The 13,345-nt window shown below is 28.4% G+C and carries 16 protein-coding genes; 13 read left to right on the plus strand and 3 right to left on the minus strand.

Features of this window, described 5'->3' with window-relative positions:
• Positions 1-4 precede the first annotated feature (4 nt).
• The 4 genes from rsgA to TICRE_RS13320 all read left to right on the plus strand — a co-directional run bounded on the left by rsgA (position 5) and on the right by TICRE_RS13320 (position 2,466).
• The gene (gene rsgA, locus TICRE_RS11490) at positions 5-880 is read left to right on the plus strand and encodes a ribosome small subunit-dependent GTPase A (protein ID WP_075728205.1); all 876 of its coding nucleotides are present in this window, start codon (positions 5-7) and stop codon (positions 878-880) included.
• A gap of 1 nt (position 881) precedes the next feature.
• Positions 882-1,538, plus strand: a complete 657-nt coding sequence (gene rpe / locus TICRE_RS11495) for a ribulose-phosphate 3-epimerase (protein WP_075728207.1) — start codon at positions 882-884, stop codon at positions 1,536-1,538.
• A gap of 60 nt (positions 1,539-1,598) precedes the next feature.
• A complete protein-coding gene (locus TICRE_RS11500) occupies positions 1,599-2,234 on the plus strand; it encodes a thiamine diphosphokinase (protein WP_075728209.1) in 636 nt (211 codons plus the stop codon).
• 64 nt (positions 2,235-2,298) lie between these two features.
• Positions 2,299-2,466 (plus strand): hypothetical protein, encoded by a 168-nt coding sequence (locus TICRE_RS13320; protein WP_158016539.1) that lies wholly within the window; start codon positions 2,299-2,301, stop codon positions 2,464-2,466.
• A gap of 37 nt (positions 2,467-2,503) precedes the next feature.
• Here the strand turns inward: TICRE_RS13320 and rpmB are convergent, their stop codons facing one another.
• On the minus strand, positions 2,504-2,695 hold the full coding sequence (gene rpmB, locus TICRE_RS11505; RefSeq protein WP_075728211.1) for a 50S ribosomal protein L28: 192 nt from the start codon (positions 2,693-2,695) through the stop codon (positions 2,504-2,506).
• A 299-nt stretch (positions 2,696-2,994) separates the two neighbouring features.
• On the opposite strand from rpmB, the gene TICRE_RS11510 reads away from it, so the two are divergent.
• The 6 genes from TICRE_RS11510 to TICRE_RS11535 all read left to right on the plus strand — a co-directional run bounded on the left by TICRE_RS11510 (position 2,995) and on the right by TICRE_RS11535 (position 8,682).
• Positions 2,995-3,351, plus strand: a complete 357-nt coding sequence (locus tag TICRE_RS11510; RefSeq protein WP_075728213.1) for an Asp23/Gls24 family envelope stress response protein — start codon at positions 2,995-2,997, stop codon at positions 3,349-3,351.
• 18 nt (positions 3,352-3,369) lie between these two features.
• The gene (locus TICRE_RS11515; RefSeq protein ID WP_075728215.1) at positions 3,370-5,025 is read left to right on the plus strand and encodes a DAK2 domain-containing protein; all 1,656 of its coding nucleotides are present in this window, start codon (positions 3,370-3,372) and stop codon (positions 5,023-5,025) included.
• 63 nt (positions 5,026-5,088) lie between these two features.
• A complete protein-coding gene (recG, locus tag TICRE_RS11520; protein WP_233120207.1) occupies positions 5,089-7,128 on the plus strand; it encodes an ATP-dependent DNA helicase RecG in 2,040 nt (679 codons plus the stop codon).
• Positions 7,129-7,188: 60 nt separating this feature from the next.
• The gene (rsmD, locus tag TICRE_RS11525; protein ID WP_075728219.1) at positions 7,189-7,782 is read left to right on the plus strand and encodes a 16S rRNA (guanine(966)-N(2))-methyltransferase RsmD; all 594 of its coding nucleotides are present in this window, start codon (positions 7,189-7,191) and stop codon (positions 7,780-7,782) included.
• A complete protein-coding gene (gene coaD / locus TICRE_RS11530; protein ID WP_075728221.1) occupies positions 7,754-8,236 on the plus strand; it encodes a pantetheine-phosphate adenylyltransferase in 483 nt (160 codons plus the stop codon). Before rsmD ends, coaD begins: the two co-directional genes overlap by 29 nt.
• Entirely contained in the window at positions 8,236-8,682 is a 447-nt protein-coding gene (locus tag TICRE_RS11535) for an ATPase (RefSeq protein ID WP_075728223.1), read from the plus strand. Before coaD ends, TICRE_RS11535 begins: the two co-directional genes overlap by 1 nt.
• Here the strand turns inward: TICRE_RS11535 and ylbJ are convergent.
• Complete coding sequence (gene ylbJ / locus TICRE_RS11540) at positions 8,679-9,878, minus strand: sporulation integral membrane protein YlbJ (protein WP_075728225.1); 1,200 nt, start codon at positions 9,876-9,878, stop codon at positions 8,679-8,681. The genes TICRE_RS11535 and ylbJ overlap by 4 nt on opposite strands.
• 53 nt (positions 9,879-9,931) lie before the next feature.
• A complete protein-coding gene (locus tag TICRE_RS11545; protein ID WP_075728227.1) occupies positions 9,932-11,176 on the minus strand; it encodes a nucleotidyltransferase in 1,245 nt (414 codons plus the stop codon).
• A gap of 170 nt (positions 11,177-11,346) precedes the next feature.
• On the opposite strand from TICRE_RS11545, the gene TICRE_RS11550 reads away from it, so the two are divergent.
• The 3 genes from TICRE_RS11550 to rpmF all read left to right on the plus strand — a co-directional run bounded on the left by TICRE_RS11550 (position 11,347) and on the right by rpmF (position 13,317).
• Positions 11,347-12,546: an acetate/propionate family kinase gene (locus TICRE_RS11550; protein ID WP_075728229.1), complete on the plus strand. Its 1,200-nt coding sequence runs from the start codon at positions 11,347-11,349 to the stop codon at positions 12,544-12,546.
• 62 nt (positions 12,547-12,608) lie between these two features.
• Complete coding sequence (locus TICRE_RS11555) at positions 12,609-13,124, plus strand: YceD family protein (protein ID WP_075728232.1); 516 nt, start codon at positions 12,609-12,611, stop codon at positions 13,122-13,124.
• A 13-nt stretch (positions 13,125-13,137) separates the two neighbouring features.
• Positions 13,138-13,317 (plus strand): 50S ribosomal protein L32, encoded by a 180-nt coding sequence (rpmF, locus tag TICRE_RS11560; RefSeq protein ID WP_075728234.1) that lies wholly within the window; start codon positions 13,138-13,140, stop codon positions 13,315-13,317.
• The last annotated feature ends 28 nt before the right edge of the window (positions 13,318-13,345 follow it).

Consider the following 13,345-nt stretch of genomic DNA (forward strand, 5'->3'; position numbering starts at 1 on the left):
AAATATGTTAGAAGGAAGAATAGTTAAAGGTGTAGGAGGAATATATTCTGTTAAAACCTCTAAAGGTGTTATAAAAAGTAGAGCTAGAGGAGTATTTAGAGTTGAAAATCTTACGCCACTTATAGGAGATTTTGTAAATATAAAGATTAGTTCAGAAGATAATATGGGTTATATTATAGATATAAAACCCAGAAATACTGAATTGTTAAGGCCTCCGGTAGCAAATATAACGCAGGCTATAGTAGTTATGAGCGTGAAAAACCCTGATATAAATACTTGGTTATTAGATAAGTTTTTGTTGATGGCAGAATATGAAGGTCTGCATACAGTTGTAGTTTTTAATAAATCAGACTTAGATAGTAAAGAAGCTGAAAAGTTAAAAGTAATATATGAAAGTGCAGGATACGAAGTTATAATAGCTAGTACAAAATTAGATATAGGAATTGAAAGTTTAAAAAACCATTTAAAAGATAATATAAGTGTATTTGCTGGTCCTTCAGGAGTAGGTAAGTCATCTATATTAAACAAAATTCATAAAGGATTTAAATTAGACACTGGGGATATAAGTTCTAAAAATAAAAGGGGAAAGCACACTACTAGACATATTGAACTTTTAGAATTAGACCACAATTCTTTTGTATTAGATTCTCCAGGATTTAGTTCTTTAAATTTAGACTTTATAGAAAATGAATCTGAGGTTCGTGATTATTTTAAGGAAATACATGAATATGGTAAGGATTGCAAATTCCTAAGTTGTTTGCATAATAAAGAACCAGGATGCTCTGTAAAAGATGCTGTAGAAAAAAATATTATAAATAAAAAAAGATATGATAATTATCTTTTACTATTAGAAGAAGTAAAGAATATTAGGAGGTATTGATATGGCTAAATTATCGCCTTCTTTATTATCTGCAAACTTTGCAGAATTAAAGAGTGAAATAGAAAAACTTGAAAAAGGGGGGGCAGATTATCTTCATCTGGATGTTATGGATGGAAACTATGTTCCTAATATATCTTTTGGGACGCCTATTATAAAAAGCATCAAAAAGATTACCACACTTCCTCTGGATGTTCATTTAATGATAGATAAACCTGAAAGATATATAAAAGATTTTGTAGATGCTGGAGCAGATATTATAACTGTTCATGGAGAAGCAACTATTCATCTTCATAGAGTTATACAACTTATAAAATCCTTTGGAGTAAAGGCAGGTGTATCTTTAAATCCATCAACTAATTTAAATAGCTTAGAGTATGTAATAGATGATTTAGACCTAATACTTATAATGAGTGTAAATCCAGGATTTGGTGGACAATCTTTTATTCCTGCCATTAAAAATAAAATAAAATTAACTAGGGAACTAATAGATGAAAAGTCTTTAAATATAATTTTAGAAGTAGATGGTGGAGTTAAGTTAGATAATGTAAAGGAAATAGTAGATTTAGGAGCTGATTTAATAGTCGTTGGTTCTGATATATTTAAAGATTCTAATTTAGAACTAAGAACTAGTCAATTTAAAACAATAATATCAAATTAATTTGATATTATTGTTTTAACATATATTTAAGAAATTTTTCAACCAAAGAAAGGCTTAGAGATGAAGGGATTAATAATATCTAGTGGAGAAATAAAAGATTATAAATTGTTAAGTAAGGTCGTAGAAGAAAATGATTATATAGTATGTGCAGATGGAGGAGTAAATCATCTTTTAAAGATAGATAAACTCCCAAATATCGTATTAGGAGATTTGGATTCTATAGGAGAAAAAGAATTAAAAATTTTAAAGAATGAGAATGTAGAAATACGAAAGTTTCCTAAAATGAAAGATGAAACTGATACAGAACTTTGTATCAACTATTTACTACAAGAAGGCTATAAAGATATAAGACTTATGGGAGTTACTGGTACAAGATTTGACCATACACTTGCAAATATATATTTACTTAAAAGAATATATGATTTAGGAGCGAGAGGTAAAATAATAGATGCAAATAATAGGATTTTTTATACTAGTGATAGTATCTCTTTAAAGAAAAAAGAAGGTTTTTTTATTTCAATTATACCTATTAGTAAAGAAGGAATAATAATAAGCTTAGAGGGATTTCTATATCCTCTAAAAAAAGATTATATAGAGTTTTCAAGTACTAGAGGAATAAGTAATAAAATAGTAGAAGAATGTGGTGATATAAAAATTCATAGAGGTGAAGCCCTTGTAATAGAATCTAAAGATTAGTTTTTATTAGTAACCTATTACTATTCTTTGTATATTATATTATAAAGGAATAGGGAGTGTTATTATGAAGGGATTTAGATATTGCCATAAAACTAAAATGGAAAAGATTATAGGCATTTCCCTAGGGGTAATAGGTTTTTTAATAGTCATAAATGTAATGCCTGTAAGATTTTTACTTTTATTAATAGGTATAGGGTTACTTTTAATGGGAACACTAATATTTATGAAATAAGGCTACCACTAGTGGTAGCCTTATTTCATAAATATATCTATAGTGCCCTTTCAACATATCCTGATCTTAAACATCTAGTACATACATTGATTTTTTTAACAGATCCATTTATAATGGCTCTTACTTTTCTAAGATTAGGGGACCAACTTCTAAGATTCTTTTTATTTGAGAAGGTAACATTATGACCAAATGTTTTACCTTTTCCACATACATCACAGCTTCTTGCCATTTGAAACACCTCCTTGACTAGCTTTAAACAAAATCATATAGTTTTATTCTTATTAGCTATAAATACTATAATATTCTAACACATAAAACTATATAAATGCAACTAAAATGTGATAATAATCTAACTTAATTAGTGTAAGGGTTATAAAAAACGTTAAATTTTTATCTTATGCCTATAATAGTTTTATTAAAACTATTATAGGCATAAGATAAAAGAGAAATAGTATTTAGTTGAATTTTTTTTATTTTTAGGGTAGAATATTAAATATGGTATATGTAAAAACAAGGAGGAGATTGTTTATGCCAGCCAAAACTAATACAGATATAGGAACAATAAGCATTGATGAAAGCGTAATAGCAACACTTGCAGGTGTATCTGCAATGGAAAGCTATGGTATAGTAGGTATGGCTTCTAAGAATGCTACAGATGGGTTATTTGAACTACTGAAGTGGGATTCTTTAACAAAGGGAATAAAAGTATATTCAAAAGATAATAGACTTGTTATTGATTTACATGTAATATTACAATATGGTGTTAAAATCTCAGTTGTAGCAAAAAACATAATTGAAAGAGTAAAATTTAATGTAGAAAAACTAACTGGACAAAAGATAGATTCCATAAATATTTATGTACAAGGAATTAGGGTTCAAAAGTAGTTTAAGGAGGTACTATACTTGAAAATAAAGATTATAGATGGAGCCCTGATGAAAAAGGCACTTAAAGGTGCTGCAGGTCTTCTCGAAAAAAACAAGGAGGAGGTAAACTCCTTAAACGTTTTTCCTGTTCCAGATGGAGACACTGGAACTAATATGAGTTTAACCATTAAATCAGCCGTAAAACAGGGACTCTTAGTAGAAGGCAATGATGCATCTAAAATAGCTTTGGGAGCAAGCCAGGGCTCTTTGATGGGTGCTAGGGGGAACTCTGGGGTTATACTATCACAGCTTTTTAGAGGATTTGCAAATGGTTTAAAAAATCATAAAGAAGTAAATGTAAAATTATTAGCTAAAGGTTTAAAAGAAGCTTCAGATACTGCATATAAAGCTGTAATGAAACCCACTGAAGGAACAATCCTTACTGTAGCTAGAGAGTGTGGCGAATTTGCTATGTCTATTTGGAGAGAAGATGAAGATGTATTAGTATTTTTAAAAAGAGTAATAGATCACGGTAATATTACTTTAGAAAAAACTCCAGAGATGCTTCAAGTGTTAAAACAAGCAGGCGTAGTTGATGCTGGTGGTAAAGGTTTTATGTATGTTCTTATAGGAGCATATAATGCATTAGCTGGTATAGAAAGTTTTGAAGAAGAATTTATAGAAAAATCTAAGGCTCCAAAAGTAGAAATTTCTCATAGAGAACCCATTGATACTGATGATATTAAATATGGATACTGTACTGAACTTATGATAAATACAAAATATAATGATATAAATGGCTTAAGGGAAGATTTATCTAAATTAGGTGATTCACTGATGGTTGTAGGTGGAGAAAACCTTATAAAAATACACATCCATACTAATGACCCAGGATTAGTTATTCAAAAAGGTACTTCACTGGGTAGTTTAAGCGATATAAAAATTGATAATATGAGATATCAACATGAGGAGATTTTATTAAAAAAAGAATTGGAATCACAAAAGGATATAAAAGATTTATCTGAAAAACAAAAACAAAAAGAATACTCTTTTGTCGCTATTTCTATTGGTGAAGGAATAGATAAGGTTTTTAATGAGTTAAATGTAGATTATATTGTACCAGGAGGACAAACTATGAATCCGAGTACGGAAGATATATTTAATGCAATAGAAAATACAAAAGGTAAAAATGTATTTATACTTCCAAATAACGGTAATATAATACTTGCAGCCGAACAGACTAAAGAACTTAGTAATAGAAATATTGTTGTTCTTCCTACAAAAACTATTCCAGAGGGGATTTCTGCTCTTTTGGCTTTTAATGAAGAAGACAATGTAGAGGATAATATAGAAAACATGATATCGAGCATTAAAAACGTAGTTACCGGTCAGATAACTTATGCTGTAAGAGATACTGATTTAGATAATAAAAGAATTAATAAAGATGATATAATAGGGCTCTCAAAAGGAGATGTTTTAGTTTCAGGCAAAGACATCAACGAAGTATCTATAAATTTAATTAAAGAAATTATAAATGATGATATATCTTTAGTTACAGTTTTTTATGGAGAAGATATAAAAGAAGAAGAAGCAAATGAATTAGCATCATCTTTGGAAACAGAACTAGAGGGCATAGATATAGAGGTAATATATGGTGGTCAGCCTCTTTATTATTATATTTTTTCTTTAGAATAAAATTACCCTACTTTTAAAGTAGGGTGTTTTTATTCTATTTAAAAGGAGGTGTGAAAGATAGATATACAATTTCTTAAAGGTGTAGGTCCTAAAAGAGCAGATAAACTAAATAAATTAGGAATATATACTGTTGAAGATTTGTTAAAGTTTTTCCCAAAAGAATATGAAGATAGATCAAGATTCTCACTTCTTAAAGAATCTCCAATAGGAGAAAAAGCTAGTTTAGAAGTTGAAATATTAGGATCGGGACAAATTTTAAAACCCAGAAAAAATATGTCTATTCTAAAGGTACCATTTAAAGACAATAGTGGGCAAGGATATTTAACATTTTTTAATCAAGAATACTTGAAAAATAAATTTAATATAGGTGATATATTTAAAATACATGGTAAAATAAATAAAATAGGAATGGAGTTACAAGTTACAAATCCTATCTTTGAAAAAAAAGAATTAAACAGCAATCTAGGACGAATAATACCGTTATACTCTTTAACTAAGGGACTTACAAATAATGATATACTTAAAATTATGACAATAGCAGTAAAAGAAAATGTAGATTTATTACAAGAGAATTTACCACTATACATGATGCATAAATATAACTTAATGAGTATAAAAGATTCTATAAAAAACATTCATTATCCTATTAATAGTGAAAAATTAAAACAAGCTCAAAACAGATTGAAATTTGAAGAATTACTAATTTTACAATTAGGTTTATTTATGATAAAAAGTTCTAGCACAACTGATAATAAAGGTATATCTTTTTGTAAGTTTAAAGATACTAAAAAAATGATAAACTCCCTTTCATTTAAGCTAACAAATGCCCAAACTAGAGTAATAGAAGAAATAGAAAAAGATATGGACAGTGACAAACAAATGAATAGACTTATACAAGGTGATGTAGGTTCTGGTAAAACTATCATAGCTGCTATCGCTATGTTTAAATGTGTTAAATCTGGATATCAAAGTGCAATGCTAGCCCCTACAGAAATACTTGCAACTCAGCATTTTAAATCATTAGAACCTATATTTGATGAATGGGGGATAAAATGCGAACTTCTCATTGGTTCTTTAACTCCTAAAAATAAGGCTAAAGTATTAGAAAAACTTAAAAATGGAGAAATAGATATTCTAATAGGGACTCATGCTATTATTCAAGAGGGAATTGAATTTGATAGACTTGGACTTGCAATTACTGATGAACAACATAGATTTGGGGTAAAACAAAGGGCTATATTAAATAAGAAGGGAAACAATCCAGATATTATAGTTATGACGGCAACTCCAATTCCCAGAACTTTGGCACTAATTTTATATGGGGATTTAGATATTTCCATAATAGATGAACTTCCTCCTGGAAGGAAAGAGATTGAAACCTTTGCAATAGGGCCAAATATGATTGAGAGAATGAACGGATTTATAAAAAAACAAATATTAGAAGGGAGACAAGCTTATATAGTCTGTCCTCTAATAGAGGAATCTGAGAGTTTAAATTTAAATTCTGCCCAAGAGATATATACTGAATTAAAAGATAATACTTTCAAAGAATTTAAAGTTGGTCTTTTACATGGAAAAATGAATTCCAAAGAAAAAGATGAGATTATGCAAATGTTTAAAAATAAAAATTTAGATATTTTGATCTCTACAACTGTAATAGAGGTTGGGGTAAATGTTCCAAATGCAAATATAATGACTATATACAATTCAGAAAGATTTGGACTAGCGCAGCTTCATCAATTAAGAGGAAGAGTAGGTAGGGGAGAGTATCAGTCTTATTGTATACTTATAAACTATAGTAAAAATAAAATCGCTAGAGAAAGAATGAGAATATTACAAGATTCTACTGATGGATTTAAAATATCAGAAAAGGATTTAGAAATTAGAGGTCCTGGTGAATTTTTTGGAACTAGACAACATGGATTACCGGAACTAAAAATTGCTAACTTATTTACTGATATAAGAATATTAAAGATAGTTCAAAAGGAAGCTTTAGAAATAATGAGAATAGATCCAAACTTAGAAAGACTAGAGCATCAAAAGTTAAAAATAGAGATAAAAAACATGTTTAAAGATGTAGGAGAGGATTTAATCTTAAATTAACTTTTTAAAATATGATATTATATGATATTATAGATATATTAAAACTAAAGGAGAATCGGTGTGAGAGTTATATCTGGAATAAGTAAAGGTCATAAATTAAAATCGCCTAAAGGTCAAAATACTAGGCCTACAGAAGATAGAATAAAAGAATCTTTATTTAATATATTAGGGACTTTAAAGAAAGATTCCTTAGTTCTAGATTTGTTTGCAGGTTCTGGGGCTATCGGAATAGAGTTTTTAAGTAGAGGAGCTAATAAAGCTTATTTTGTAGATTCTTCTTATGAGAGTATAAAAACTGTAAAGGAAAATCTAGAGCATACTAAATTTTTAGAATATGCTACAATATATAAAAAAGATAGTATTGGTGTTATTTCATTTCTAAAAGACCAAGGTTTGAAATTTGATTATATATACATAGATCCTCCTTTTGAAAAGCATGATCTTTTATTTACTGTTTTAGAGCATATAAATAGATATCACATTTTACACAAGGATGGTGTTATAATGATTGAGCATGAAAAACAACTAGAATTAGATGAGGCTATAATAAACTTTGAAAAGATAGACTTTAGGAACTATGGAAGTAAATCTATAACATTCTTAAAAGGTCTTAAGGAGGAAGTAAATGAAAGTAATATATCCAGGCAGTTTTGATCCTGTGACATATGGTCACCTGGATATAATAGAAAGATGTTCTAAAAAGTTTGACTACGTGATTATTGCTGTTTTAAATAATGTATCTAAAAAAGAGTTTTTTACCATAGATGAAAGAATAAAACTTTTAGAAGAAACTACAAAGGAGTTTAGAAATGTAGAGATAGATTCTTTTTCAGGACTTTTAGCTGATTATGCTAAAGAAAAAAAATGTAGTACTATGATAAGAGGATTAAGAGCCGTATCTGATTATGAATATGAAATGCAGATGGCCTTAGTAAATAAAAAACTTGATCCAGATATAGAAACACTTTTTATGGTTTCACGGAGTGAATATGTATATTTAAGTTCTAGTATAGTAAAAGAAATTGCGCTTAATGGTGGAAGTATAGATTGTTTTGTTCCTAAAATAATAGAAAAAAGTTTAAAAAATAAGATAAGAGGTGGTCTGTGATGGATGTATTAAAATTGGTAGATGAAATTGAAGATTTAATTGAAAGTGGAGGCTCTGTACCTTTTACCAAAAAGGTTATGATAGATTCCGATGAAATTTTAGATATAATTAAAGAGATAAGGCTTAGACTCCCAGATGAGATAAAACAAGCTTCATGGATAAAAGAAGAGAAGCAGAGAATATTAGCTGATGCACAAAATGATGCTGATAATATATTAAATGATGCAGAATATAAATTGGAAGAACTCATAGAGGGAGAGAGTATAACTAAAATAGCTCAAGAAAGAGCTAAAGAAATCATAGAGAAAGCTCAGAATAATGCTAAAGAAATACGACTTGGAGCTATGGAGTATGCGGATAGTTTACTCCTAGAAACTCAGGAAAACTTAAAAGAAGTAATTATTTTACTTAATGATAATAGAAAGGAATTAAGAGGCGATAACTAAGCCTCTTTTTTTTGTAAAAAGATTAAATGAATAAATAAACTTAATACTAAGAAATATAAACAAACGGCCATTGATAATTTCGTAGATTCCACAAAAGTAGAAATCCAATTATTAAAATCATATCCCTTTTGAATTATACTTGGAAAACTTGTTGAAGGTATAATTGTATTTTTATATTTCAATAAGTAAAATATATATGTATATATAGCAGAAAAAGCACCATGAAAAAACTTACCAATTACAAATATTTTACTATTTATATCTGTCTGACTTATAAAACTTAAAGCCTGACTTTGGCCAGAAAAACCTCCCCAAGCTATTATAAAGTTTATTATACATATTTTATAAAAAACATTTAAATCTAAAGCCGCAATTTTTTGAGCACCTATACTTATTTCAAATATACCAGCAAATACTCCTACTAATATTTCAACACTTATATTTAAAGACCTAGATAAACTAATAATAAAGATTTTAATCAGGTGAGAATTCAAAAATACTTCTATTATAACAGAGTAAAGTATTACAAATCCTCCAACTAAAATGATAGAATTCATTCCATCTTTAACACTTTTAGAAATGATATATCCCAGAGGTTGATTGTTTTCTTTATTGATTTTGTTTTCTATATATATATTAGATTGGTTTTGCTTTAATCTTTTTTGTTCGGGATTATAAAAACTAAACAAAAATCCCAATGTCAATGATCCTAAATAATGTGGTGCTATCATTAGAAATTTCAAATGAGGACTATTTAACATTCCTACTAAAACAGCTCCCAAGATGAATAGTGGACCTGAAGTTGAACTAAATGTTATAAGTCTATCACCTTCTAATTTTGTAATTATATTTTTGTTTCTCAAACTACATGTAAGCTTAGAGCCAACCGGATAACCTGATACCATGCTCATTATTACTGGAAATGATCCCTCTCCTGAAACATTAAATAAAGGTTTCATAACTGGCTTTAAGAGATTTCCAAAAGTTTTTACGAAACCAGATAAAATTAATAGCTCGGAGAGTATAAAAAATGGTAAAAGAGATGGTAAAAGTACATTAAACCAAATTAAAATACCATTTTTAGCACTATCTATAGAAAGGGCTGGATCTTTAATTATAGAAATCATAACAAATAAAATAAGTAAATAAAATATATTTGTTTTAAAATTTATTTTGTTGTTTTTAAAAGATTTCATAAAATCACCTCTCCATATTATATTTAATAATACTATATAATATGAAAATAAATTTACTTTATATAGGGAGTTGTGTAATAATCCATATCAACTAATGGTTTATCTAGATTGAGCCCTAAAAAATAAATATCTGTAGCTTTTTTTTCAAAGTATAAAAACTTATTTATAACCTCATTATTATATTTTTCATAATTAGCAAATTTCGTAATGATTTTAACCTCAGATTCCTTCTTTATCTTATTTAAAAGATATAGCCCTTTTTTATTTGCAGCAAGAACTCTTATATATTGAGTCCTATAAGAATAAAGCTCTTTTAAATTCACTTCATTTAAATGAAGCAAAAGATGTATAAATATTCTTTGAATGCGAGTGGAAGGGTATCTCTTTGTAGTTGTTTTAGATATAATTTCCTCAATACTATTGTTTTCTTTAATAAACTTTATAATTCTATTTTCTAAGCCTTCATCAATATCAAGTAAATCTTTTAGAACATTATTATTTTCAGTTAAAAACAAATATCGAATTATATGATTATAATTTCCGAGAGTATTAAACTTATTATATTTTAAAATATATTCTTTTAATAAATTAAAGGTTTCTAAAGGAACAAGTTCTTTACAAGCTTTTATATCTTTATTTAATATAATATTTCTTATACCTGTAGCTGAGGAAATTGAAGTGCTTGTGTCTATGTCTTTATAATTTGCCCCTATTCTCTTTATAGTAATTGGCTTTATAGTGGACTTTGTATTAAATAAGGCTTTAAGGTATTCAATTCCTAATATATTATTAGATTGCTTAAGAATCTTTTTAAAATCATAATCTTGTGATAAGCTATCATTTTTTAAAAACTCTTGTAAAGCTAAACTTCTAGAAACTGGAAACGAATTTCCTAAAGAAAGATATTGCTTAAGAGAGGATTGAAATTCTAAAGGCTCTTCTAAAAGAATTTTGCTTATCCTTTTTAGCGGTTCTAAATTACCCTCTTCACTACCAAATGATATAAAATCAACTATTTTTAAAGAATTTAATAGTTTTACTGCTCCTAATGCAAATAGTTCTGCACTTTGAGCAGAGTAAACAAATGGAAGTTCAAGCACCAAATCTACCCCGTTTTCTATAGCCATCTTTGAGCGAGTCCATTTATCAACAAAAGAAGGTTCTCCTCTTTGAACAAAAGAGCTACTCATCACAGCCACTGAATAATGGGAGTTTGTGATTGATAATGACTCTTTAAGATGATGCTTATGTCCATAATGAAATGGGTTATATTCTGCAACTAATCCTAACACCTTCATAAAATCCTCCTTTTAGATATTTAACTAATTTATTATAACATATGTTATAATAAATTTAGTTAAATCAAAAATATATAAAACATTGATTTTTTAACAATAATATAATATTATTATTGTTATATAACAATAATAATATTATATTATTGTTAAAGCTTATAGGAGGCGTATAAATGAATATCTTAGTAATTAACTGTGGTAGTTCTTCATTAAAGTATCAACTTATTGATGCTAAAGATGAAAGTGTTTTGGCAAAGGGATTAGTAGAAAGAATTGGAATAGAAGGATCCCGAATAAAACATGATACTACCGGAAAAGAAAGAGTAATAATCGAAGAAGTTATGAATGACCACAAAAGAGCTTTAGAATTAGTTTTAAGTTCTATAATAAATGAAGAATATGGCGCTATAAAATCTATGGATGAAATAGGAGCTGTAGGTCATAGAGTAGTACATGGGGGAGAAAAATTTTCAGAGTCTGTAATTATAGATGAGGAAGTAATGAATGCTATCGAAGACTGTATAGAGCTTGCACCACTTCACAACCCACCAAATATTATGGGAATACAAGCTTGTAAGGAGTTGATGCCCAATATACCAATGGTAGCGGTATTTGATACTGCTTTTCACCAAACAATTCCAAAAGAAAACTATATATATCCACTACCATATGAATATTATGAAAAATATAGAATTAGAAGATATGGTTTTCATGGTACATCCCATAAATATGTATCTCAAAGAGCTGCTGATATACTAGGTAAAGATATAAAAGATCTTAATATAGTAACTTGTCACTTAGGTAATGGATCAAGTGTAACAGCTGTACAAGGTGGCAAGTCAATAGATACTAGTATGGGATTTACTCCTTTAGAAGGGCTTGTAATGGGAACGCGTTCTGGAGATATTGACCCTGCAATTATACCTTTTATAATGGAAAAAGAAAATATTGATTTTGATGAAGTAAATGATATATTAAATAAAAAGTCTGGAGTATTAGGCATTTCAGGGATAAGTAGTGACTTTAGAGATTTAGAAGATATAGCAATAGCAGGAAATGAAAGAGCCAAACTTGCTTTAGATATATTTTGCCACAGAGTCATTAAATATATTGCAGCTTATGCAGCACAGATGTGTAGTATTGATGCCTTAGTATTTACAGGAGGAGTAGGAGAAAATTCTGATATTATTAGAGAAGGAATATGTGAAAATTTAGTATGCTTAAATATAATTATGGATCATGAATTAAACAAAGTACGTGGTAAAGAAGCTATTATAAGCAAAAATATAGGTGGAGTAACAATTATGGTAGTTCCGACTAATGAAGAACTTATGATTGCTAAAGAAACTTTAAGTCTAGCAAATAATAGATAGTTCTTGACAAAAGTGGCTCTACTTTATATAATAAACTTTGTTAGTTAAAGAGGTGAAAATCAATGAGCATTGATTTATCTAATTTATTCTCTAAAGATGAAACCGTATATTTTTTTGATGGAGAAATAGTAGGCAGCGATGTAAACTTAAATTTAAAGGAATTTGAAGTTCTTGACCCTATAAAATACAAAGGTGAAATATGTAAAGTAAATAGGGAATATATAATAAATATATCTACTTATTATACCTTTAAAACTAATTGTGATCGTTGTTTAAATTCTACTATAAAGAATGTTAAATCATCTTTATCTGCTAAACTAGAAGATTATAAAAAAATGCAAGAAGAGGATGAAGAAGAAGAAGATATTATTTATTATAAAAATGATGTCTTGGATATAGAAAAATATGTCCTCATGGAAGTTCTATCTTCTTTACCTATGAAAACTTTATGTAAAGAAGACTGTAAGGGTTTATGCCCTCTGTGTGGAACAGACTTCAACAAAAAATCTTGTGATTGTATTGTAGAAAATATAGATCCGCGATTTGAAAAATTAAAAAATTTTTTTGATAAGAATTAAGGAGGTGTTTTAAATGGCAGTACCAAAGCGAAAAACTTCTAAAGCTAGAAGGGACAAGAGAAGGGCTTCTTCTTATACATTAAACAAAAAGACTAGTATGGAATGTCCACAATGTCATGAGCAGAAATTACCTCACAGGGTATGTAAGTCATGTGGCTATTATAGAAACAAAGAAGTAATGAGTGTTGAATAATTAAAAGAAGATAGTGGATATCCACTAT

Source organism: Tissierella creatinophila DSM 6911 (assembly GCF_001940565.1).
Classification (GTDB): Bacteria; Bacillota; Clostridia; order Tissierellales; family Tissierellaceae; genus Tissierella_A; species Tissierella_A creatinophila.